Source organism: Agrococcus sp. ProA11, assembly GCF_039880525.1.
GTDB lineage: Bacteria > Actinomycetota > Actinomycetes > Actinomycetales > Microbacteriaceae > Agrococcus > Agrococcus chionoecetis.
Genome location: NZ_CP156989.1, coordinates 1,352,119 through 1,375,219, shown reverse-complemented (window position 1 = coordinate 1,375,219; position 23,101 = coordinate 1,352,119). Strand labels below are relative to the sequence as shown.

Annotated in this window: 22 protein-coding genes; 9 read left to right on the top strand and 13 right to left on the bottom strand. The window is 70.3% G+C overall.

Annotated features, from left to right (window positions below):
- Window positions 1-5 precede the first annotated feature (5 nt).
- Window positions 6-1,778 (top strand): DEAD/DEAH box helicase, encoded by a 1,773-nt coding sequence (locus tag ABG090_RS06585; protein ID WP_347753604.1) that lies wholly within the window; start codon window positions 6-8, stop codon window positions 1,776-1,778.
- Here the strand turns inward: ABG090_RS06585 and pnuC are convergent.
- From pnuC to sufB, 6 genes are all read right to left on the bottom strand, one after another.
- Window positions 1,775-2,482: a nicotinamide riboside transporter PnuC gene (gene pnuC, locus ABG090_RS06580; RefSeq protein WP_347753603.1), complete on the bottom strand. Its 708-nt coding sequence runs from the start codon at window positions 2,480-2,482 to the stop codon at window positions 1,775-1,777. The two genes, ABG090_RS06585 and pnuC, sit on opposite strands and share 4 nt — an antisense overlap.
- A gap of 138 nt (window positions 2,483-2,620) precedes the next feature.
- Window positions 2,621-2,953: a metal-sulfur cluster assembly factor gene (locus tag ABG090_RS06575; RefSeq protein WP_347753601.1), complete on the bottom strand. Its 333-nt coding sequence runs from the start codon at window positions 2,951-2,953 to the stop codon at window positions 2,621-2,623.
- On the bottom strand, window positions 2,953-3,711 hold the full coding sequence (gene sufC, locus ABG090_RS06570) for a Fe-S cluster assembly ATPase SufC (protein ID WP_347753600.1): 759 nt from the start codon (window positions 3,709-3,711) through the stop codon (window positions 2,953-2,955). The genes ABG090_RS06575 and sufC overlap by 1 nt, the downstream gene beginning before the upstream one ends.
- 50 nt (window positions 3,712-3,761) lie before the next feature.
- The gene (locus ABG090_RS06565; protein ID WP_347753599.1) at window positions 3,762-4,091 is read right to left on the bottom strand and encodes a non-heme iron oxygenase ferredoxin subunit; all 330 of its coding nucleotides are present in this window, start codon (window positions 4,089-4,091) and stop codon (window positions 3,762-3,764) included.
- On the bottom strand, window positions 4,088-5,305 hold the full coding sequence (gene sufD, locus ABG090_RS06560) for a Fe-S cluster assembly protein SufD (protein WP_347753598.1): 1,218 nt from the start codon (window positions 5,303-5,305) through the stop codon (window positions 4,088-4,090). Before sufD ends, ABG090_RS06565 begins: the two co-directional genes overlap by 4 nt.
- Window positions 5,305-6,723 carry a Fe-S cluster assembly protein SufB gene (sufB, locus tag ABG090_RS06555; protein WP_347753597.1) on the bottom strand — a complete coding sequence of 473 codons (1,419 nt, stop codon included), beginning with the start codon at window positions 6,721-6,723 and terminating at the stop codon, window positions 5,305-5,307. Before sufB ends, sufD begins: the two co-directional genes overlap by 1 nt.
- Window positions 6,724-6,943: 220 nt before the next feature.
- Between sufB and ABG090_RS06550 the strand changes: the two genes are divergently transcribed.
- Both ABG090_RS06550 and ABG090_RS06545 read left to right on the top strand, forming a co-directional pair.
- Complete coding sequence (locus ABG090_RS06550; RefSeq protein WP_347753596.1) at window positions 6,944-7,840, top strand: COX15/CtaA family protein; 897 nt, start codon at window positions 6,944-6,946, stop codon at window positions 7,838-7,840.
- A gap of 61 nt (window positions 7,841-7,901) precedes the next feature.
- Window positions 7,902-8,921, top strand: coding sequence for a Ppx/GppA phosphatase family protein (locus tag ABG090_RS06545; protein ID WP_347753595.1), 1,020 nt, complete (start codon window positions 7,902-7,904; stop codon window positions 8,919-8,921).
- Window positions 8,922-9,407: 486 nt separating this feature from the next.
- On the opposite strand, the gene ABG090_RS06540 is transcribed toward ABG090_RS06545, so the two are convergent.
- Window positions 9,408-10,256: a heme o synthase gene (locus tag ABG090_RS06540; RefSeq protein ID WP_347757533.1), complete on the bottom strand. Its 849-nt coding sequence runs from the start codon at window positions 10,254-10,256 to the stop codon at window positions 9,408-9,410.
- A gap of 285 nt (window positions 10,257-10,541) precedes the next feature.
- On the opposite strand from ABG090_RS06540, the gene tkt reads away from it, so the two are divergent.
- Genes tkt through pgl form a run of 6 tightly spaced genes read left to right on the top strand, consistent with a single transcriptional unit; the run spans window position 10,542 to window position 18,603 of the window.
- A complete protein-coding gene (tkt, locus tag ABG090_RS06535; protein ID WP_347753594.1) occupies window positions 10,542-12,656 on the top strand; it encodes a transketolase in 2,115 nt (704 codons plus the stop codon).
- Between the two features lie 20 nt (window positions 12,657-12,676).
- The gene (tal, locus tag ABG090_RS06530; protein ID WP_347753592.1) at window positions 12,677-13,786 is read left to right on the top strand and encodes a transaldolase; all 1,110 of its coding nucleotides are present in this window, start codon (window positions 12,677-12,679) and stop codon (window positions 13,784-13,786) included.
- Complete coding sequence (locus ABG090_RS06525) at window positions 13,783-15,378, top strand: glucose-6-phosphate isomerase (protein WP_347753591.1); 1,596 nt, start codon at window positions 13,783-13,785, stop codon at window positions 15,376-15,378. Before tal ends, ABG090_RS06525 begins: the two co-directional genes overlap by 4 nt.
- On the top strand, window positions 15,375-16,958 hold the full coding sequence (gene zwf / locus ABG090_RS06520; protein ID WP_347753590.1) for a glucose-6-phosphate dehydrogenase: 1,584 nt from the start codon (window positions 15,375-15,377) through the stop codon (window positions 16,956-16,958). Before ABG090_RS06525 ends, zwf begins: the two co-directional genes overlap by 4 nt.
- Entirely contained in the window at window positions 16,955-17,896 is a 942-nt protein-coding gene (locus ABG090_RS06515; RefSeq protein WP_347753589.1) for a glucose-6-phosphate dehydrogenase assembly protein OpcA, read from the top strand. The genes zwf and ABG090_RS06515 overlap by 4 nt, the downstream gene beginning before the upstream one ends.
- On the top strand, window positions 17,893-18,603 hold the full coding sequence (gene pgl, locus ABG090_RS06510; protein ID WP_347753588.1) for a 6-phosphogluconolactonase: 711 nt from the start codon (window positions 17,893-17,895) through the stop codon (window positions 18,601-18,603). Before ABG090_RS06515 ends, pgl begins: the two co-directional genes overlap by 4 nt.
- A gap of 25 nt (window positions 18,604-18,628) precedes the next feature.
- Here the strand turns inward: pgl and ABG090_RS06505 are convergent, their stop codons facing one another.
- From ABG090_RS06505 to ABG090_RS06480, 6 genes are all read right to left on the bottom strand, one after another.
- Complete coding sequence (locus ABG090_RS06505; protein WP_347753587.1) at window positions 18,629-18,985, bottom strand: RNA polymerase-binding protein RbpA; 357 nt, start codon at window positions 18,983-18,985, stop codon at window positions 18,629-18,631.
- Window positions 18,985-19,233, bottom strand: a complete 249-nt coding sequence (gene secG / locus ABG090_RS06500; protein ID WP_347753586.1) for a preprotein translocase subunit SecG — start codon at window positions 19,231-19,233, stop codon at window positions 18,985-18,987. Before secG ends, ABG090_RS06505 begins: the two co-directional genes overlap by 1 nt.
- A gap of 130 nt (window positions 19,234-19,363) precedes the next feature.
- Window positions 19,364-20,164 (bottom strand): triose-phosphate isomerase, encoded by an 801-nt coding sequence (tpiA, locus tag ABG090_RS06495; protein WP_347753584.1) that lies wholly within the window; start codon window positions 20,162-20,164, stop codon window positions 19,364-19,366.
- Window positions 20,149-21,369: a phosphoglycerate kinase gene (locus ABG090_RS06490; protein ID WP_347753583.1), complete on the bottom strand. Its 1,221-nt coding sequence runs from the start codon at window positions 21,367-21,369 to the stop codon at window positions 20,149-20,151. The genes tpiA and ABG090_RS06490 overlap by 16 nt, the downstream gene beginning before the upstream one ends.
- Before the next feature lie 5 nt (window positions 21,370-21,374).
- On the bottom strand, window positions 21,375-22,382 hold the full coding sequence (gene gap / locus ABG090_RS06485; protein WP_347753582.1) for a type I glyceraldehyde-3-phosphate dehydrogenase: 1,008 nt from the start codon (window positions 22,380-22,382) through the stop codon (window positions 21,375-21,377).
- A gap of 82 nt (window positions 22,383-22,464) precedes the next feature.
- Window positions 22,465-23,088 (bottom strand): superoxide dismutase, encoded by a 624-nt coding sequence (locus tag ABG090_RS06480; protein WP_347753581.1) that lies wholly within the window; start codon window positions 23,086-23,088, stop codon window positions 22,465-22,467.
- Window positions 23,089-23,101: the final 13 nt, after the last annotated feature.

The following is a 23,101-nucleotide window of genomic DNA, read 5'->3' as shown; positions in this document are numbered from 1 at the left end:
GGGGTATGACCGACACCGAGCGCACCCCCGCCCCCGAGACCGATGGCGAGCGCATCACCTTCGCGAGCCTCGGCCTGCCCCCCGGCATCATGCGGGCGCTCGATGACGTCGGCTACGAGACGCCCTCGGCGATCCAGGCCGAGACGATCCCGCTGCTGCTCTCTGGGCGTGACCTGATCGGGCTGGCGCAGACCGGCACCGGCAAGACCGCCGCCTTCGCCCTGCCCGTGCTCTCGGCGATCGATGTCGCGCAGCGCAGCCCGCAGGCGCTCGTGCTCACGCCGACGCGCGAGCTGGCCGTGCAGGTCTGTGAGGCGTTCGAGCGCTACGCGGCGCACCTCGGCGGCGTGCACGTACTGCCGATCTACGGCGGCCAGGGGTACGGCGTGCAGCTCTCGGCGCTCCGCCGCGGCGTGCACGTCGTCGTCGGCACGCCCGGCCGCATCATGGACCACCTCGCCAAGGGCACGCTCGATCTCTCCGGCCTCACGCACGTGGTGCTGGACGAGGCCGACGAGATGCTGCGGATGGGCTTCGCCGAGGACGTCGACCAGATCCTGAAGTCCACGCCCGCCGAGAAGCAGGTCGCCCTGTTCTCTGCCACCATGCCCCGACAGATCCGCGCGATCTCGCAGCAGCACCTGCGCGAGCCCGCCGAGGTCACCGTGCGCGCCGGTGCGACCAGCTCGCCGAGCATCACGCAGCGAGCCCTCATGGTCTCGTACCAGCAGAAGCTCGAGGCGCTCACGCGCGTGCTCGAGGTGGAGCCCTTCGAGGGCGCCATCGTCTTCACCCGCACGCGCAACGAGACCGAGACCGTGGCGGAGCGGCTGCGGGCGCGCGGCTACGCCGCCGCGGCGATCTCCGGCGATGTGGCGCAGCCGCAGCGCGAGAAGACGATCGACCAGCTGCGCTCCGGCGATCTCGACGTGCTCGTGGCGACGGATGTCGCAGCCCGCGGCCTCGACGTCGAGCGCATCAGCCACGTCATCAACTACGACCTCCCGATCGACATCGAGTCGTACACGCACCGCATCGGCCGCACCGGCCGCGCGGGCCGCACCGGCGACGCGATCAGCTTCGTCACCGCGCGCGAGCGGCGGATGCTCAGCGCGATCGAGAAGGCGACGCGCGCGACCGTCGAGATCATGCCGATGCCGAGCGCCGACGAGGTGAACTCGACGCGCCTGACGCGCTTCGACGACGCGATCACCGCCGCGCTCACGCAGACCGACCGCATCGAGCGCTTCCGCGAGATCGTCGCGCATTACGTCGAGCACCACGATGTGCCGCAGGAGGACGTGGCCGCCGCGCTGGCCGTGGTCGCTCAGGGCGACACTCCCCTGCTGCTCGACGAGCGGGCCGACCGCGCACTGCAGGCATCCCGCACCGAGCGGCCGCAGCGGGCCGAGCCGTCGGGTCGCGCCGATGCGGGCGAGCGGCGTCCGCGCCGCGGGCCGTCCGACGCCACCACCTACCGGCTCGCGGTCGGCAGCCGCAAGGGCGTCGAGCCGCGCCAGATCGTCGGGGCGCTCGCCAACGAGGGCGGTCTGGGCCGCGATGACTTCGGTCGCATCCAGATCCGATGGGACTTCACGCTCGTCGAGCTTCCGGAGCTCGACCGCTCGCAGCTCGAGCGGCTGTCGAAGACCCGCATCGTGGGCGTGCCGATCGACATCCGCGTGGACACCGGCAGGAGCGAGCGGGGCGGTCGCGACGACCGACGCGAGCGGAACGATCGGCCGGCGCGGAAGCCGCGCCAGGATCGAGAGCGCTAGCGGCGCTCGTCGCCCGACCCGACGCGCGGGTCGGGCATGAGCGTCTGCACCGCCGGCTTCTTCCTCGCACGCGACCAGACGATGAAGCCGACGAGCGTGAAGACGCCGTAGAAGGCGTACATCACCGCGGTCGCCCAGTAGCCGGCGCTCAGCAGCAGCGGCACACCGACCAGGTCGACGGCGATCCAGATGAGCCAGAACTCCGTCCAGCCCCTGGCCATGCCGTAGGTGGCGAGCAGCGATCCGACGAACGTCCACGCATCCGCCCACACCGGCTCGTAGGAGCCGAGCATCCGGAACAGCGGGGTGATCGCGACGGTGCCGACGATGAGCGTGGCGACGAGCGCGCCGCGCTGCCGCCAGGAGGCCCAGCGCGGCACGATCTGCCCGCCGGCACCGCGCGCCTGGCGCCAGCGGATCCAGCCGTAGATCGCCACGGCGATGAACATCACCTGACGCCCCGCCTGCCCGAGCAGCGCGGGCAGCTCGTGCGCCGGGTCGAGCAGCGTGCCGAGGAAGACCGTCAGCAGCAGCAGATTGCCGACGATGCCGACGGGCCAGGCCCAGACGCGCCGCAGCATGCCGCCGAGCGCGCTCGCGAGGCCGAAGGCGTTGCCGACGACCTCGCGCAGCAGCAGCTCCTGATCGCCGCCGACCGGGATCGTCGCGGTGTAGAGCGCGACGATCCAGTCGAGGAGATCCATGGGACGGCTTCCTGTTCGGGGCGGCGGCTGTCGTGAATCCGAGCTCGCTCGCTCGCGCTCGCGACGGCGTTGGGCCGGACGGTCCGCTGGACCGTCCGTTGCCCTGCTGATGAGAGTGCTGCCGGGCTGGGGCTATCGCTAGATGGTGAAGCCCAACGCCCGCATCATCTCGCGGCCGTCCTCGGTGATCCGCTCGGGACCCCACGGCGGCATCCAGACCCAGTTGATGCGGAACTGCTCGACGTGCCCGTCGAGCTTCTCGGCGATCTCCGACTCGATCACGTCGGTCAGCGGGCAGCCGGCCGAGGTGAGCGTCATCGAGACCACGAGCGCATCCTGGTCATCGTCCCAGGCGAGGTCGTAGATGAGCCCGAGGTCGACGATGTTGACGTCCAACTCGGGGTCGACGACATCCTTGAGCGCCTCGGTCAGCTCATCGAACTTCGAGGCTTCGATCTCGGTCAGGGCCATCAGACACCGGCCTTCAGGTAGCGGTCGTAGCCCTCCTCCTCGAGCCGGTGCGCCAGCTCGGCGCCGCCCTGCTCGGCCACGCGACCGTCCACGAACACGTGCACGTGGTCGGGCTCGATGTAGCGCAGGATGCGGGTGTAGTGCGTGATCAGCAGCACGCCGAGGCCGCTCTCGGCCTTGACGCGGTTCACGCCCTCGGAGACGATGCGCAGCGCGTCGACGTCGAGGCCGGAGTCGGTCTCGTCGAGCACCGCGAAGTTCGGGCGCAGCAGCTCGAGCTGCAGGATCTCGTGGCGCTTCTTCTCGCCGCCCGAGAAGCCCTCGTTGACGTTGCGCTCGCCGAACGAGGAGTCCATGCGCAGCTTCTCCATCGCGGAGCGGACGTCGCCGATCCACTGGCGCACGCGCGGGGCCTCGCCCGAGATCGCGGTCTTCGCCGTGCGGAGGAAGTTCGAGACGGTGACGCCGGGGATCTCCACCGGGTACTGCATCGCCAGGAACAGACCGGCCCGCGCGCGCTCGTCGACGCTCATGGCGAGGACGTCCTCACCGTCGAGCGTGATCGAGCCGCTGTCCACGATGTAGCGGGGGTGGCCCGCGATCGTGTAGGCGAGGGTCGACTTGCCGGAGCCGTTGGGGCCCATGACGGCGTGGATCTCGTCGGAGTTGATGGTCAGGTCGACACCCTTGAGGATGTCCTTCTTCCCCTGCTCGGTCTCGATCGAGACGTGCAGGTCCTTGATGTCGAGGACGCTCATCGCGCTTCCTTTCCTTCGCGGCCGCAGCCGCGTGGCAGACGCTGTCTGCTCTAGCTCTGGGTCAGTGGATTCTGGACGTCGACGAGCACGTCGTCGCCGTCGATGGTCACGGGGAACACGGGCACCGGCTCATAGGCCGGCAGGTTCATCGGCTTGCCCGTGCGGAGCGCGAACTGCGAGCCGTGGGCCCAGCACTCGATCGCGTCACCCTCGACGAAGCCCTCGGAGAGGGAGATCTCGCCGTGGGTGCAGGTGTCGCCGATGGCGTGGATGTCGCCGGCGGAGTCCTTCACGATCGCGATCGCGATGCCGTCGAGCTCGACCTTCATGGCCGCGCTGACGGCGACCTCGCTCACGCCGCAGACGCGCTGTGCCGTCATGCGCCCACCTTCGACGCGGGGGCGAGGCCCGCACCCTGGCGCAACTCGTCCTGGATCGCCTCGCCGAGGCGCTCCTCGATCTCTGCCACGCCGATCTTCTGCACGATCTCCATCAGGAAGCCGATCACGACGAGGCGCCGTGCCTCCTCCTCATCGATCCCGCGCGACTGCAGGTAGAAGAGCTGCTCGTCGTCGAAGCGACCGGTCGCCGAGGCGTGGCCGGCGCCGGCGATGTCGCCGGTCTTGATCTCGAGGTTGGGGATGCTGTCGGCGCGCGCGCCATCGGTGAGCACGAGGTTCTGGTTCTTCTCGTAGCTGTCGGTGCCGGTCGCGTGGTCGCCGATCAGCACGTCGCCGATCCAGACGGAGCGCGCTCCGGTGCCCTGCAGCGCACCCTTGTAGAGCACGTCGCCGCGGGTCTCGGTGCCCTCGTGGAAGAGGAAGACCTGGCTCTCGATGTGCTGGCCCGCGTCCGAGAACGACAGTCCGAACATCTCGCCCTCGGCGCGGTGCCCCGCGAGGCGCACCGAGGGGTTCACCCGTGCGACGCCGCCGCCGAACGAGATCACCATGTGCTTGAGGTAGGCGCCGTCGGCGACGACCGCCTGGTGGGCGGCCGCGTGCACGGCGTCGTCGTCCCAGTCCTGCACCGTGATGAGCGTCAGGCGTGCGCCATCGCGGACGATCACCTCGACGTTCTGCGCGTACTGCGCGGAGCCGGAGTGGTGGAGCACGACCGTGCCCTCCGAACCCGGCATCGCCTCGACGACGATGTGCGCGTTCGCGCGTCGGTCGGCACCGGTGCCCACGAGGCGCGCGATGACCGGCTCCTGCTGCGTGCCGGCGGGCAGGCGGATGTGCATCGCGTTCTCACACTGCTTCCAGGCGATGGCGCTGACGACGTCCTCCGGTCGGAAGATCTCGCCGCGAGGCGCGGCGTCGTGACCGGTCGACTCGACGAGCAGGCCGCGCGACTCGAGCGCCTCGACCTGGTAGTCGATGGCGCCCTCGGCGCCCGCCTCGGTCGGCGCGTCCACGAACAGCGGCGCGAGGCGCTTCACGTCGGAGAGCTTCCAGTTGACCTCGCGGCCCGTCGGCGTGCCGAAGTCCGCCGGCTCGAACGACGTGGGTCGCTCGGAGCGGGTCTGCACGGGCACGAAGCGCTCTGCGGGTTCGGTCACCAGATGCTGGGGTGTCGTGTCAGTGGCGGTCATCAACCCACGGATCCTTCCATGCTCATCTCGATGAGCTTGTTGAGCTCGAGTGCGTACTCCATCGGCAGCTCGCGCGCGATCGGCTCGATGAAGCCGCGCACGATCATCGCCATCGCCTCGGTCTCCTCGAGACCGCGCGACATGAGGTAGAACAGCTGCTCCTCGCTGACCTTCGACACCGTCGCCTCGTGACCGAGCACCACGTCGTCGACGCGGATGTCGATCGACGGGTAGGTGTCGGAGCGCGACATGGTGTCGACCAGCAGCGCGTCGCAGACGACGCTGTTGGCGGAGTGGTGAGCATTGGCGTCGACGCGCACCTCACCGCGATAGCCGGCACGGCCGCCGCCGCGGGCGATCGACTTCGAGACGATCGACGACGTCGTGTACGGCGCCATGTGGATCATCTTCGCGCCGGCGTCCTGGTGCTGTCCGGGGCCCGCGAAGGCGACCGAGAGGGTCTCCCCCTTGGCGCGCTCCCCCACCAGGTAGATCGATGGGTACTTCATCGTCACCTTGGAACCGATGTTGCCGTCGATCCACTCCATCGTCGCGCCCTCTTCGGCGATCGCGCGCTTGGTGACGAGGTTGTAGACGTTGTTCGACCAGTTCTGGATCGTCGTGTAGCGAACGCGCGCGTTCTTCTTCACGATGATCTCGACCACGGCCGAGTGCAGCGAGTCCGACGAGTAGATCGGCGCGGTGCAGCCCTCGATGTAGTGCACGTAGGAGCCTTCGTCCGCGATGATCAGCGTGCGCTCGAACTGGCCCATGTTCTCGGTGTTGATGCGGAAGTAGGCCTGCAGCGGGATCTCGACGTGGACGCCCTTGGGCACGTACACGAACGAGCCGCCCGACCACACGGCGGTGTTCAGCGCGGCGAACTTGTTGTCGCCCGAGGGGATGACCGTGCCGAAGTACTCCTCGAAGAACTCCGGGTGCTCCCTGAGCGCCGTGTCGGTGTCCATGAAGATGACGCCCTGCGCCTCCAGATCCTCCTGGATCTGGTGGTAGACGACCTCAGACTCGTACTGCGCCGCGACGCCGGAGACGAGGCGGCTGCGCTCGGCCTCCGGGATGCCCAGGCGGTCGTACGTCCTGCGGATGTCCTCGGGGAGGTCCTCCCAGGTCTGCGCCTGGCGCTCCGTGGAGCGCACGAAGTACTTGATGTTGTCGAAGTCGATGCCGGAGATGTCGGCACCCCACGTCGGCATCGGCTTGCGCTCGAACAGCTGCAGGCCCTTGAGCCGACGCTCGAGCATCCAGTCGGACTCGTTCTTGAGCGCAGAGATCTCACGGACCACCTGTTCGCTCAGCCCTCGCTTCGCGATGGCACCCGCCTCATCGGAGTCGTGCCACCCGAACTCGTACTGTCCCAGACCCTCGAGCTCGGGCCGGTCGATCAGAACATCGGACATCCGCTCCCCCTATCTACGCTTCACATCCTGTAACCCGGCGGTGCTCCTCGGCATTCCGCGCGGCCCGTGCACCCCGGAGAACGGGCCATAATGAAAGGGCCTTCGCACATGCCTCGCCGCAGCTGCGGCACGGGGGTTCGGAGCCGATGGGCTCCCCCTCATCCTATCGCGACGGCAGGAGAGGTGCATCTTGCTGACCCGCTCGCGCAGCCTGGTCGTCATGGCCTGGACGACGCTCGTCTCGCAGATCGCCATCGTCGGCACCGGCGGGGCGGTTCGGCTCACCGGCTCGGGCCTCGGGTGCACGCAGTGGCCCAACTGCACGCCGGAGTCGTTCGTGCCGGTGCCGGAGCAGGGCATCCACGGCATCATCGAGTTCGCGAACCGCGTGATGGGCGGCATCGTGCTGCTGGTCGCGATCGTGATGCTCGTGCTGGTGATCCGCCAGCACGCGGGGCGTGTCGCGATCACGCTCGCCTCGCTCGTCCTCGGTCTCACGCTCGCGCAGGCGCTCATCGGCGCGGTGGTGGTGTGGATGTCGCTGCGCCCCGACACCGTCGGCATCCACTTCCTGCTCTCCGTCGTCCTGGTCGCGCTGGCCGCGCTGCTCGCCTGGCGGGTGATCGTGGGCGCCTTCGGTCCGCAGAGGGCGCCGCGCTGGCAGTGGCTGCTCGCGCTCGCGATGACCGCCGCGCTGGCGGTGGTGGTCGTCGTGGGCGTGCTCACCACCGGCTCGGGCCCGCACGCGGGCGACGGCGGCGCCGCGCGCAACGGTCTCGACCCCGCGATCATGCAGCACGTCCACGCCTGGCCCGGCTACCTGCTGCTGGCGCTGGTGCTGGCGGTCGTGGTGGCCGCGGCCGTGCGGGGACCGCGTCGGCACCTGCGCTGGACGCTGGGGCTGCTGGGCCTGATCCTGCTGCAGATCGTGATCGGCATCATTCAGTCGAACACCGGGCTGCCGGTGCTGCTGGTCGGCATCCACATGGTCGTCTCCGTGATCTCGACCGCGGTCGTGGTCGCGGTGGTGCTCTCGCTGCGGCATGGACCGGTCGACGGTGCCGTCGAGCACCCCGCGGATCGGGCGGCCGACGCATCGGTGACCACGCCGGTGTGACGGGCGACCCGACGCGAGCATCCGATCGCGGTCGACCCGGCCGGATGGCAGGATCAGGCGCATGCAGCGCAGTGAACTCGGCACCGGTCGCACGGACGACGTCGCCATCGAGACCCGGCGGCCCGAGGACGGGGCCATCGGCGCCGCGCGGCACGGCTCGCGGCTGGGCGTGCTCGACATCGGCTCGAACACCGTGCATCTGCTCACCGTCGACGTGCGGCTGGGCGGCCGACCGATCCCGCAGCGATCGCACAAGCTGACCCTGCGCCTGATGCGCTACCTCGACGACGACGGGGCGATCAGCGACGAGGGCGTCGAGGCACTCCTGACCGCGATCGGCGAGTGCGCCGAGATCGCCAGGGATGAGCAGCTCGATGATTTCGTGGTGATGGCGACGAGCGCGCTGCGCGAGGCGACCAACGGCGAGCAGGTCGTCGCCCGCATTGAGCGCGAGGCGAAGGTGACGCTCGACATCCTCTCCGGCCCGGACGAGGCGCGGCTGACGTTCCTGGCCGTGCGCCGGTGGTTCGGGTGGTCGGCGGGGCGCATCCTGCTGCTCGACATCGGCGGCGGATCGCTCGAGGTGGCGATCGGCGAGGACGAGGAGCCCGATGTCGCGCTCTCGCTGCCGCTGGGCGCCGGTCGCTCGACGGTGGGCTTCTTCCACGCCGATCCCCCGCCGCTCGCCGACCAGCGCGCGCTGCGGCTCTACGCCAAGGCCGTGCTCGATGACGCCGTCGCGCAGGTGAAGCCGTTCGGCAAGCCCGACCATGTGGTCGGCTCGTCGAAGACCATCCGCTCGCTCGCGCGACTGGCGGGCAACCTGATGCCGGGCGTCGGCGACGCCGATCGGGCGGTGCTGACGCGCAAGCAGCTGAACGACTGGCTGCCGCGGCTCGCGAAGATGGACGCGGACTCGCGTTCGGCGCTGCCCGGCATCACGCCGGATCGCACGTTCCAGGTGATCGCGGGCGGCATCGTGCTCTCGGAGGCGATGCGCGCCTTCGGCCTGAAGGAGCTCGACGTCAGCCCGTGGGCGCTCCGCGAGGGCCGCCTGCTCCAGATGCTCGACCGCGTCTGACGCCACCGAGCCGGCATCCGCCCACCGCCCGGCGCGCCGAGCCGGCATCCGCGAGCTTCCCCGAATCGCGCCTTCCGCCGGGCGGACGCACCTTCTCGGGACGCTCGCCGACGACCGCGGGCGCGAGCTTCCCTGGATCGTGCGTTTCGGCCGGTGAGCGCGCCGTTTCGGGCCGCTCGGCGGATGCGGGGTGGCTTGGCGGATGCGCGGGGTTGGTCGGCGGATCGGCGGGTGCGCGGGCCGGGCCGGCATCCGCGAGGTTCCCCGAATCGCGCCTTCCGCCGGGCGGGCGCACATTCTCGGGACGCTCGCCGACGACTGCGGGTGCGAGCTTCCCCGGATCGTGCGTTTCGGCCGGTGAGCGCGCCGTTTCGGGACGCTCGGCGGAGGCGCCGGGATGCGCGGGGCGGGTCGGTGATGGCGCGGGGCGGGTCGGCGGATACGCGGGCGGAGCCGGCGGGCGGCACCGGCGGGGGCGCCGGGCGGCTAGAAGGGCAGCAAGGGGTCGACGCCGACCGCGAGGAAGATCAGCGTCAGGTAGGTGTTCGAGGCGTGGAAGACGCGCATCGCGCGCAGCTCGCTCGCACCGCGGATCGCACGGCTGTAGAGCGCGTGCGACTCGCCGATGAACCACGCGCCCGCGATCACCGCGACCGCGCTGTAGAGCAGGCCCATCCCGGCGACCGGGATCAGCAGCAGCGTGCAGGCGATCGACGCCCACGCGTAGAGGATGACCTGGATGCCGACCATCTGCGTGCCCCGCACGACGCCGAGCATCGGCACGTGCGCCGCCTCGTAGTCGTCGCGGTACTTCATCGACAGCGGCCAGTAGTGCGCCGGCGTCCAGAGGAACACGAGCGTGAAGAGGATCCAGGCGGGCCAGTCGAGCGTGCCGGTGACCCCTGCCCAGCCGATCACGACCGGGAAGCATCCGGCGATGCCGCCCCAGACGATGTTCTGCTCCGTGCGGCGCTTCAGCAGCATCGTGTAGATGAGCACGTAGAAGGCGATCGCCGCGACCGACAGCGCCGCCGCCAGCGGCGTCGCGAACACGGCGAGCACGACAGTCGAGACCACGGCCAGCGTCCACGCGAACACGTGCGCCTCGAGGACCGAGAGCGTGCCCGTCACGAGCGGCCGCTGCTGCGTGCGGTGCATGACCCGGTCGATGTCGCGATCGAGGATCATGTTGAACGCGTTGGCGCTGCCCGCGCTCAGGAAGCCGCCGATGAGCGTGGCGGTCAGGGCGCCGAGCGGCGGCACGCCGCCCGCGGCCAGGAACATGGTGGGCAGCGCGGTGACCAGCAGCAGCTCGATGACGCGCGGCTTGGTCATCGCGACGTACGCCTTCGCCTTCACCGAGACCCGAGCGCTCAGCTGCCGTCCCTCGACCTCGGGTGCGACGACGCCGGGCGAAGCCGAGTTCGACATATGCAGCGGGATCCGTTCAGACGAGGGCGAGTGCCGTATGGCCAACCCTCATCCTATCTGACGCGCACGGCCGCGGCGGGGTACGCCCACTGGGCGCACATGCTTGCTCACTATGCTGGAGGTGTCGCAACGTCCGCCCCGCCGCGGCGCTCGGAAGCTCTGCGCGGGCAGCCCGATGAAGGAGTCCCCTTGCCATTCGAATGGACCACCAACGACCAGCAGGCAGTCGACACCGCACGGGTGCTGGCCGCCGATGCCGTCGAGAAGAAGGGCAACGGCCACCCAGGCACGGCGATGAGTCTCGCGCCGCTCGCGCACCTGCTGTACCAGAAGGTCATGGATCGCGACCCGGCCGACGACACCTGGCTGGGTCGTGACCGCTTCATCCTCTCTGCCGGCCACTCGTCGCTGACGCAGTACATCCAGCTGTACCTGACGGGCTCGGGGCTGGAGAAGCACGACATCGAGTCGCTCCGCACCTGGGGCTCGCTCACGCCCGGTCACCCGGAGTACGGCCACACCAAGGGCGTCGAGATGACGACGGGGCCGCTCGGCCAGGGCCTCGCCTCGGCGGTCGGCTTCGCCTACGCGCAGCGCTTCGAGCGCGAGCTCTTCGACCCCGAGACCGCCGTCGGCGAGAGCGCCTTCGACCACTACACCTACGTCATCGCGAGCGACGGCGACCTGCAGGAGGGCGTCACGAGCGAGGCCGGCTCGCTCGCCGGCCACCAGCAGCTCGGCCGCCTGATCGCGATCTACGACGCGAACGAGATCTCGATCGAGGACGATGTCGACATCGCCTTCACCGAGGACGTCAAGGCCCGCTACGAGGCCTACGGCTGGCAGGTGCTCGAGGTCTCCTGGCGCACCGGCGACCGGCCGACGGCCGACGACTACGTGGAGGATGTCGAGGCGCTGCACGCCGCGATCGAACAGGCGAAGGCCGAGACGGCGAAGCCGAGCCTCGTCATCCTGCGCACGATCATCGGCTGGCCCGCGCCGAAGCTGCAGGGCACCGGCAAGGCGCACGGCGCCAAGCTCGGCAGCGAAGAGGTCGCGGCGGTGAAGGAGCTGCTGGGCTTCGACCCGGAGCAGTCGTTCCAGGTGGACGACGCCGTCATCGAGTACACCCGCGGCAACGCCAAGGCACGCGCCGAGGAGGCTCGCGCGGCATGGCAGGAGCGCTTCGACGCGTGGAAGGCCGCGAACCCCGAGCGCAGCGCGCTGCTCGACCGCCTGCTCGCCGGCGAGCTGCCCGACGGCGTCGAGGAGGCGCTGCCGGTGTTCGAGGCCGGCACCGAGGTCTCCACGCGCGCCGCCTCCGGCAAGGTGCTCAACGCGCTCGCCGATGTCCTCCCCGAGCTCTGGGGCGGCTCCGCCGACCTCGCGGAGTCGAACAACACCACGCTCGAGGGCAAGGGCTCGTTCGCGCCGGCGGAGCACGGCACCCGGATGTGGTCCGAGGCCTCGGCGCGCGGGCGCACGCTGCACTTCGGCATCCGCGAGCACGCCATGGCGGCGATCCTGAACGGCATCGCGCTGCACGGCCCGACGCGCGCCTACGGCGGCACATTCCTGATCTTCAGCGACTACCAGCGCCCCGCGCTGCGGCTGGCCGCGCTGATGGGCGCGCACCCGATCCACGTCTGGACGCACGACTCGATCGCGCTCGGCGAGGACGGCCCGACCCACCAGCCCATCGAGCAGCTCGCGGCGCTCCGCGCCATCCCCGGATTCGACGTCGTCCGTCCATCCGACGCGAACGAGACCGCCTGGGCGTGGAAGGCCATCCTCGAGCGGCACGATCGCCCGGTGGGCATCGCGCTCACCCGCCAGAACATCCCGGTGTTCGAGCGCGGGGACGGCGAGGCTTCCGGTGACACGCTGGCCGCCGCGTCGAACGTGTCGAAGGGCGCCTACGTGCTCGCGGAGGCCACGGACGGCACGCCGGACGTGATCCTGATCGCGACCGGCTCCGAGGTGCAGATCGCGCTCGACGCCCGCGAGCGGCTGCAGGCCGACGGCATCGCCGCGCGCGTCGTGGCCGCGCCCTCGCTCGAGTGGTTCGCCGACCAGTCGGCGGAGTACCGCGAGTCGGTGCTGCCGAAGGCGGTCAAGGCGCGCGTCTCCGTCGAGGCCGGATCCCCGCTCACGTGGCAGGGCATCGTCGGCGACGCCGGCCGCACCGTCGCGATCGACCACTTCGGCGCCAGCGCCGACTACCAGACCCTGTTCCGCGAGTTCGGGTTCACGGCAGAGGCCGTGGTCGACGCCGCTCGCGCATCCATCGAAGCGGCTCGCTGAGCGAGCCAGGAGGCAAGGACATGAACGAGAACACTCAGGCACTCAGCGACGCCGGCGTCAGCATCTGGCTCGATGACCTCTCGCGCCAGCGCATCACCACCGGCAACCTCGCAGAGCTCATCGCCGAGCGCAACGTGGTCGGCGTCACCACCAACCCCACGATCTTCGCGAAGGCGATCGCCGAGGGCGAGTCCTACGAGGCCGCCGTGCACGAGCTCACCGCCAGCGGCGCGAGCGTCGACGAGGTCATCACCTCGTTGACCACCACGGACGTCGCGGATTCGTGCGACGTCTTCGCCGAGGTCTACCGCGAGTCGGGCGGCAAGGACGGCCGGGTCTCGATCGAGGTCGAGCCGGGCCTCGCCCGTGACACGCAGGGCACGGTCGCGCAGGCGGCGTCGCTCCACGAGCGGGTCGGGCGCGAGAACGTGCTGATCAAGATCCCCGCCACCGAGCAGGGCCTGGCGGCCATCGCCGACACGATCGCGGCGGGCATCAGCGTCAACGTGACGCTGATCTTCGCACTGGACCGCTACCGCGACGTCATCAACGCCTACCTCACGGGCCTGGAGCGCGCGCAGCAGGCGGGCAAGGACCTGTCGAAGATCCACTCGGTCGCGTCCTTCTTCGTGTCGCGCGTCGACAGCGAGTTCGACAAGCGCCTCGACGCGATCGGCACCGAGGAGGCGGCGGCGCTCAAGGGCAAGGCGGGCATCGCCAACGCGCACCTCGCCTACCGCGTCTGGCAGGAGTCGTTCGCCAGCGAGCGCGCCGAGACGCTGCTCGCCGCGGGCGCGAACACGCAGCGCCCGCTGTGGGCATCCACCGGCGTCAAGGACCCGGCGCTGCCCGACACGCTCTACGTGACGCAGCTCGTGGCACCCGAGACGGTCAACACCATGCCCGAGAAGACGCTCGAGGCGCTCGCTGACCACGGACAGGTGCAGGGCGACGCGATCGCGGGCAACTTCGAGGCAGCCGAGGGCGTGCTCGACGCGCTCGACGCGCTGGGCATCTCCTACGCGGAGGTCGTCGAGCAGTTGGAGGCCGAGGGCCTGGAGAAGTTCGACGCCTCCTGGGCGGAGCTCGTGCAGACCGTGCAGGAGCACATGGCAGGAGCACGCGCATGACGTTCATCATCTCCGCCTCCGGCGCAGCGGCCGAGGCCATCGAGCGGGTCGTGCCGCAGCTGGTCGCCGATGGCGTGGCTGGCAGGCTCGTCTCCGGCGACGCGACCCTCTGGGGCGAGGCCGCCGAGGCAGAGGCATCGATCCGGCTCGGCTGGGTCGAGGCAGCGGCAGGCACCCGGGGACTCGTCGACGACATCGAGGCGCTGCGCAAGCAGCTGCGTGCGCACGGCGTCGACCGGATCGCGCTGGCCGGCATGGGCGGCTCGTCGCTCGCGCCAGAGGTCATCACCCGCACCGAGGGCGCCGATCTCACCGTGCTCGACTCCACGGAGCCGGAGCAGGTGCGCCGCGCGCTCCGCGACGGTCTCGCGCGCACCGCGCTCGTGGTGTCGTCGAAGTCCGGCTCGACGCTCGAGACCGACAGCCAGCGCCGCGCGTTCGAGGCGGCGTACCGCGAGGCGGGCATCGATCCCGCCGAGCGCATCGTCGTCGTCACCGACCCGGGCTCACCGCTCGACGCCGAGGCTCGCCGCGCCGGCTACCGCGTCTTCAACGCCGACCCGAACGTCGGCGGTCGCTACTCGGCGCTCACCGCCTTCGGGATCGTCCCCTCGGGGCTTGCCGGCGTGGATGTGCGCGAGCTGCTGGACGAGGCGATCGCCGCCCTGCCGGAGATCAGCGAGGACTCGGAGTCCAACCCCGGGCTGCAGCTCGCCGCCGTGATCGCGGCGACCAAGCCGCTGCGCGACAAGATCGGCATCGTCGCCGACGGCACGCACATCATCGGTCTGGGCGAATGGGCGGAGCAGCTGATCGCGGAGTCGACGGGCAAGGAGGGCCTCGGCCTGCTGCCCGTGGTGCTCGAGCGGAATGCTGCCGAGCTCGACGCGCAGCTGCCCGACCTGCAGGTGGTCCGACTCGTGGGCTCCGCTCGGGAGGCCAGAGAGGTCGCCGAGGGCGAGGTCGAAGTGGCCGGCACGCTCGGCGCACAGCTGCTGGTGTGGGAGTTCGCCGTGGCGGTCGCGGGCCGCATCCTCGGCATCAACCCCTTCGACCAGCCCGACGTGGAGTCGGCCAAGAACGCCGCCCGCGGCCTGCTCGACGACCTGCAGCCCCCGGCGGCGCCCGTCGCGGTGGACGGCGGCATCGAGGTGCGCGGCACCGGCGGCGTCGCGCTCGACACCGTCGAAGCATCCCTGGACGCGCTGCTCGCGCAGCTCGGCGAGGGCGGCTACCTGGCGATCCACGCCTACCTCGACCGCATCGGCCAGCCGCGCTTCGAGCGCCTCCGCCAGGCGTTCGCGGCTCGCACGCAGCGCCCGGTCACCTTCGGCTGGGGGCCGCGCTTCCTGCACTCCACCGGCCAGTACCACAAGGGAGGCACGCCCAACGGCGTGTTCCTGCAGCTGCTCGGGGCACCGCACGAGGACCTCGAGATCCCCGGCCGCCCGTTCACCTTCGGGCAGCTCATCCGGGCGCAGGCCGCCGGTGACGCGAGCGTGCTCGCCGAGCACGGCCGGCCCGTGCTGACGCTCACGCTCGACGACTTGGACGAGGGCCTGGACCGGCTGCTCGGCGCAGCGGCTCGATGACGGCTGTGACGGTCGGGGCAGGAGCCAGCGAGGCTGCCGCCCCGACGGTCCCGATCGCGGCCGGGCAGAACCCGCTGCGCGACGCGGCGGATCAGCGGCTGACCCGCATCCCGGGCCCGAACGCCATGACGTTCTTCGGCGTCACCGGCGACCTGGCGCGCAAGAAGCTGCTTCCCGCGGTGTATGACCTCGCCAATCGCGGACTGCTGCCTCCGGGCTTCGGCCTGGTCGGCTTCGGCCGTCGCGACTGGACGCACGAGCAATTCTCCGAGGTGGTGCGGGAGGCCGTCCAGCAGCACGCACGCACCTCGTTCCGAGAGTCCGTCTGGCGCCAGCTGAGCGACGGCATTCGCTTCGTGCAGGGCGACTTCGACGACGACGACGCATTCGACCGGCTCGCTGAGGTGCTCTCGGAGCTCGACGAGGCGCGCGGCACGATGGGCAACCACGCGTTCTACCTGTCGATCCCGCCCAACGCGTTCCCGCTCGTGACGCAGCAGCTCAAGCGCTCCGGCCTCGCCGAGGGCGAGGGCGATGCCTGGCGCCGGGTCGTCATCGAGAAGCCGTTCGGCCACGACCTGCAGTCGGCGCGCGAGCTGAACGCCGTGGTCGAGTCGGTGTTCCCGGCCGACAGCGTCTTCCGCATCGACCACTATCTCGGCAAGGAGACGGTGCAGAACATCCTGGCGCTGCGCTTCGCCAACAGCCTGTGGGAGCCGATCTGGAACGCCAACCACATCGACCACGTGCAGATCACCATGGCGGAGGACATCGGCGTGGGTGGCCGCGCCGGCTACTACGACGGCATCGGCGCCGCACGCGATGTGATCCAGAACCACCTGCTGCAGCTGTTCGCGCTCACCGCGATGGAGGAGCCGGTCTCGTTCGACGCCGCCGACCTGCGGGTGGAGAAGGAGAAGGTGCTGCGCGCGGCGCGCGTGCCGCTCCCCCTCGACGCCTCTGCCGCACGCGGCCAGTACGCCGCCGGATGGCATGGCGGGGCGCTCGTGAAGGGCTTCCTGGAGGAGGAGGGGATGCGCCCCGACTCCGCCACCGAGACGTACGCGGCGATCAAGCTGCAGGTCGACACGCGCCGCTGGGCGGGCGTGCCCTTCTACCTCCGGGCCGGCAAGCGACTGGGACGCAGGGTCACCGAGATCGCGATCGTGTTCAAGCGCGCCTCGCAGTACCTCTTCCCGGACTCGGATCGCACGATGGGCGAGAACGCGCTCGTGATCCGCGTGCAGCCCGACGAGGGCGTCTCCATGCGGATCGGCTCGAAGGTGCCGGGACCCGGCATGCACGTGCGGGACGTGACGATGGACTTCGGCTACGGCCACGCCTTCACCGAGGAGCGCCCCGAGGCCTACGAGCGGCTGATCCTCGATGTGCTGCTGGGCGACCCGCCGCTGTTCCCCCGCCACGAGGAGGTCGAGCTCTCCTGGAAGATCCTCGACCCGATCGAGGAGCACTGGGAGTCCGTCGGCGGACCGGTGGAGCAGTACGAGCCGGGATCGTGGGGCCCGCGCGGCGCGCACGACCTGCTCACGCGCGACGACAGGCAATGGAGGCGCCCGTGATCATCCGACTCTCTCGCACCAACACCGCCGAGGTGCAGCGACGCATGCTGGAGATCCGCGAGGAGGGCGGCGTGCTGGCGCTCAGCCGCGTGCTGACGCTCGTCATCCACACCCAGATCGGGGCGGAGGAGGAAGCGATCCGGGCCGCGAACCAGGCCTCCCGCGAGCACCCGATGCGCGTCATCGTCGTCTCCCGCAACCCGGATCACGTGAGCGCGCGCGAGGCGCCGCACCTCGACGCGGAGATCCGGGTCGGCGCGGACGCTGGCGCCAGCGAGGTCGTGCTGCTGCAGTGCTACGGCGAGCTCGGCTCGCACCTGCTCGGCATCGTGCAGGGCCTGCTGCTGCCGGATGCGCCGGTGGTCGCCTGGTGGCCGAGCTTCATGCCGGAGACGCCCTCGTCGTCGCAGCTGGGCCAGATCTCGCAGCGACGCATCACCGACTCGGGCAAGCACCAGGACCCGCATGGCGCGATCGTGTCGCTCGCGGGCTGCTACATGCCGGGCGACACGGATCTCGCCTGGACCCGGTTGACCAGCTGGCGTGCACACATGGCAGCGCTGCTCGACCAGCCGCCCTACGAGCGCGTCGAGGCGGGTCGCGTCTCCGGCGACCTGGAGAACCCGAGCGTGCATCTGATGGCCGCCTGGCTGCGGCTGCGGCTGCGGGTGCCGATCGAGAAGGTCGAAGCAGGCGACAGCACCCCGACGGGGTCGAGCGGCCTGCACTCGGTCGTGCTCGAGCGGGCCAGCGGCGCTTCGTCGCTCACCCGGCTGCGCGACTCGGTGGGGATCCTCGTCCAGCCCGGCCAGCCGGAGCACCACCTCGCGCTCTCGACCCGTGGGCTCGAGGACCAGCTGGCGGAGGAGCTGCGCAAGCTCGACGCCGACGACATGTATGGCCAGGTGCTGCAGGCCCTGGCCGAGGAGGTCCGATGACCGTCATCGTCCACGACGACCGAGCGACGCTCGTCGAGCGCACTGCCGACCGGCTCGCGACCCTGCTCGGCGAGCTGATCGCCTCCCAGGGGCGCGCGACCGTCGCGGTCACGGGAGGCTCGGTGGGGATCGCCCTGCTCGCCGAGCTCGCCGACCGCGAGATCGAGTGGCAGCGCGTGCGCATCACCTGGAGCGATGAGCGCTACGTGGCGTCCGACTCCCCCGACCGCAATGCCGTGCAGGCGCGCGAGGCGCTGCTCGACCGGGTGCCGATCCCGGCGGAGAACATCCGAGAGCTCCCCGCCGACGACGGCACGCCGCTCGCGGATGCCGCAGCAGCGGGCACGGCGCTGCTGCGCGAGCTCGGCCCGATCGACCTGACGCTGCTGGGCATGGGCCCCGACGCGCACATCGCCTCGCTCTTCCCCGGCCATGCCGGCGTGCACGAGGCCGGCGTCGCCGTCATCGGCGTGACCGATTCCCCCAAGCCGCCGCCGGAGCGGCTGAGCTTCACGGTGGACGCGATCAATGCATCCGACCGCGTCTGGCTCGTGATCGCGGGCGCCGACAAGGCACCCGCCGTCGCGCTCGCACGCAGTGGCGCGTCCGCTGCCGACGCGCCGGCAGGCACCGCGCACGGCCGGCACGAGACGCTCATGCTGCTGGACGCCGAAGCGGCCGCGCTCCTGGAGGAGGGCGGCCGCTGAGGGCGGATGTCGACGGGGTCGCGGCTCAGCCGCGGCCCTCCGCCGAGCGCAGCTTCTGCAGCGCCTCATCGAGCAGCTCGACGGCCTCTTCCGGCGTGCGGCGCTCCTTCACGTACGCGAGGTGCGTCTTGTAGGGCTCGTTCTTCGCGACCTGGGGCGGGTGCTCCTTGTCGCGACCGGCCGGCAGGCCGGTGGACGGCGAATCGATGACCTCGGGGATCTCGTCCTCGGGGAGATCGGCCGCGAAGTAGCGGACGGTCTCGTTGCCCATGGCGTCCCAGTAGGAGATCGCGACGCGCTCGGCGTGGAATCCCCTGTCCTGCTCCCCCATGGGGCCCGCGCCGACGCGCGAGCCGCGGATCGCACTGCCTCCAGAAGCCATCAGATACCTGCAAACTTGGTGATGAGGCCGAGCACGATGATGGAGGCGAGCCAGGCGAGGCTCACCACGACGGTGATCGTGTTCAGGTTCCGCTCGGCGACGCCCGACGAGCCCATGGACGAGCCGACGCCACCGCCGAACATGTCGGAGAGGCCACCGCCTCGGCCCTTGTGCAGCAGGATGAACAGCGTCAGCAGCACCGAAGTGACACCGAGGATCACCTGCATGATGATCTGGAGAATCTCCACTAGCCCTCTTCTCAATCTCTCGGCCGAGGCCGCATCCGCGGGCGCGCGACAGGCGCCGCCCACGGCAAGTCCAACGTCGATCCTACCGCAGGGATGCCGAGCGTACGGGCTCGGGCGGCGCGCGCGCCGCTCAGGTGCCGACGTGCTGCTGGAATCGGGCGATGGCGGCGAACTCCGCCGCATCCAGGCTCGCCCCGCCGACGAGCGCGCCATCCACATCCGGCTCGCGCATGAACCCGGCGATGTTGCCCGACTTCACACTGCCGCCGTACAGGATGCGCGTCGCGGCGGCGGCCTCGTCGCCGCGCATCTCGGCGATCGCCTGGCGGAGCGCCTGGCAGACCTGCTGCGCCTGATCGGCGGTCGCCGCCTTGCCGGAACCGATGGCCCAGACCGGCTCGTACGCGACCACGATGTCTCCGCTCGCGGGCAGCTCGGCGAGCACGTCCCGCAGCTGCTGCACGGGCACGGCCGCCGCGCCGTGCTGCTCGAGGTCGGCCTCGGTCTCGCCGACGCAGATGATGGGCGTGACGCCGGCACCGAGGGCGGCGGCAGCCTTCCTGCCCACGAGCGCGTCGGTCTCGCCGTGATCCTGTCGTCGCTCGGAGTGGCCGACGATCGCGTAGGAGCATTCGAGCTTCGCGAGCATCGAGGCAGCGACCTCGCCCGTGTGCGCACCGGACTCGTGCTGCGAGACATCCTGCGCCCCGAAGCGCAGCTCGAACTTCTCCGCAGCGATCAGCGTCTGCACACTGCGCAGGTCGGTGAACGGCGGGAACACCGCGACCTCGACGGCGGCGTGATCGTGCCGACCGTCCTGCAGCGTCCACGCCAGCTTCTGCACCAGCGCGATCGCCTGCAGGTGATCCTGGTGCAGCTTCCAGTTGCCCGCGATCAGCGGAATGCGGTCGCCCATCATTTCCCTTCCCATCCGAGTGCTTCCAGTCCGGGCAGGCGCGAGCCCTCGAGGAACTCGAGACTCGCACCGCCACCGGTGGAGATGTGGCCGAATGCCGCATCGTCGAAGCCCAGCTTGCGCACGGCAGCCGCGGAGTCGCCGCCGCCGACCACGGCGAGGCCGTCGGTCTGCGTCAGGGCCTCGGCGACGGTGCGCGTGCCCGCCGCGAACGCCTCCATCTCGAACACGCCCATGGGCCCGTTCCAGAAGACGGTGGTGGCGCTGCGGATCGCGTCGGCGAATGCCGCTGCGGAGTCGGGTCCGATGTCGAGCCCGATGCCCGCCGTGCCGAAGCTCGAGCGCTCGATCGCGTCTGCCGCGACCGTCTCGTGCTCGGCGTCAGCCGCGAACGCCGCCGCGACGACCACATCGGTCGGCAGCAGCAGCTCGACGCCGAGCTCGTCTGCCTGCTGCAGGTAGCCTCGCACGCGATCGAGCTGGTCCTCCTCGAGCAGGCTCGAGCCGACGCCGTGGCCCTGCGCCTTCAGGAACGTGAAGAGCATGCCGCCGCCGATGAGCAGCCGGTCCACGCGTGGCAAAAGGTGCTCGATCACGCCCAGCTTGTCGCTCACCTTGGAGCCGCCCAGCACCACCGCGTAGGGGCGCTCCGGGGACTCGGTGAGCCGCGAGAGCACCTCCAGCTCGCGCTCGACGAGCAGGCCGGCCGCGCTCGGGAGCGCCGCGGCGATCTCGAAGACGCTGGCCTGCTCGCGATGCACGACGCCGAAGCCGTCCGAGACGAAGGCGTCCGCGCCCTCCGCGAGCTGCGCGGCGAAGGCCTCGCGCTCCGCGCTGTCCTTGCTCGTCTCGCCCGGATTGAAGCGCAGGTTCTCGAGCAGCGCGAGCTGCCCGCCCTCGAGCGCGTCCCGCACCCGGCGAGCATCCTCGCCGACGGTGTCGGTCGCGAACGCGACGTCGGCGGCCAGCAGCTCGCGCAGGCGCTCGGCGACCGGCGCGAGCGAGTACTGCGGATCCGGTTCGCCCTTGGGGCGGCCCAGATGCGACATCGCCACGACCTTCGCGCCCTGCTCGAGCAGGGCGCGAAGGGTCGGCAGCGATGCGACGATCCGGCCCTCGTCGGTGATGGTCCCATCCTCCAGCGGCACGTTGAAGTCGCAGCGGATCAGGATGGTCTTCCCGGCGAGATCGCCGAGCGAGGAGAGGGTGCGGATCGCCATCGGAATCAGAGCTTCGAGCCGACGTGCGCCGCCAGGTCGACGAGCCGGCAGGAGTAGCCCCACTCGTTGTCGTACCAGGACGAGACCTTGACCTGGTCGCCCAGCACACGCGTGAGACCGGAGTCGAAGATCGACGAGTACGGGTTGCCGATGATGTCGGCGGAGACGATCTCATCCTCGGTGTACTGCAGGAAGCCCTTGAGCGGCCCGGACTCGGCGGCCGCCTTGTAGGCCGCATTCACCTCGTCGACCGTGAGACCGTCGCGGGTCTTCACGGTGAGGTCGGTGATCGAGCCGGTGGGCGTGGGCACGCGCAGCGCGTAGCCGTCGAGCAGGCCGTTCAGCTCCGGGATGACGAGGCCGATGGCCTTCGCCGCGCCCGTCGACGTGGGGATGATCGAGAGCGCCGCAGCACGGGCACGGCGGAGGTCGCTGTGCGGGCCGTCCTGCAGGTTCTGATCGGCGGTGTAGGCGTGCACCGTCGTCATCAGGCCGCGCTCGAGACCGAAGTTCTCGAGCAGCACCTGCGCGAGCGGCGCGAGGCAGTTCGTCGTGCAGGACGCGTTGGAGATGACGTGGTCGGTCTCCGGGTCGTAGGTCTCGTGGTTCACACCCATCACGAAGGTTGGGGCAGGCCCCTTGGCCGGTGCGGAGAGGATGACCTTCTTCGCGCCCGCCGTGAGGTGCGCAGAGGCATCCTCGACCTTGGTGAAGCGACCGGTGGACTCGATCACGATGTCGACCTCGAGCTCGGCCCACGGCAGCTGCGCGGGGTCCTTCTCCTCGAGCGCGCGGAACGTGACGTCGCCGACCGTGATCGTGCCCTCGTCGGAGGACACGGCCGCGTCGATCGGACCGGAGACCGAGTCGTACTTCAGCAGGTGCGCGAGCGTCTTGTTGTCGGTGAGGTCGTTGACCGCGACGATGTCCATGTCAGCGCCCTGGGCAAGCGCTGCACGCACGAAGTTGCGGCCGATTCGACCGAAGCCGTTGATGGCTACTTTCAGAGTCATGGGATGGGTTCCTGACTTGTTGGAGTGGAAGGGGCCCCGGACGCTGTGCCCGGGGCCCCGGTCACATGGTGACGATGGGTGGTCAGCGGACGATGAGTCCGGAGGTCTGCGCCTTGGCGGCGTCGAAGCGTGCCTGCGCGTCCTGCCAGTTCACGATGTTCCAGAACGCCTTGACGTAGTCGGCCTTGACGTTGAGGTAGTCGAGGTAGAACGCGTGCTCCCACATGTCGAGCATGAGGATGGGCTGCGTGCCGACCGGGACGTTGCCCTGCTGGTCGAACAGCTGGAAGATGTTCAGCCGCGAGGCGATCGAGTCCCACGCGAGCACCGACCAGCCGGAGCCCTGGATGCCGGTGGCGTTGGCGGTGAAGTGCGCCTGGAACTTCGCGAAGTCGCCGAAGAACTCCGAGATCGCGGCCTGCAGCTCGCCCTCGGGCTCGCCGCCGCCGTCGCCGGCGAGGTTGTTCCAGAAGATCGTGTGGTTCGTGTGCCCGCCGAGATTGAACGCGAGGTCCTTCTCGAGCTTGTTGATCGCTCCGAAGTCGTCGGCGTCGCGCGCGGACGCGAGCTTCTCGAGCGCCGTGTTCGCTCCGTCGACGTACGCCTTGTGGTGCTTGTCGTGGTGCAGCTCCATGATCTTCGCGGAGATGTGGGGCTCGAGTGCCGCGTAGTCGTACGGCAGATCGGGAAGGGTGTAGACGGCCATAGTGAGGCTCTCC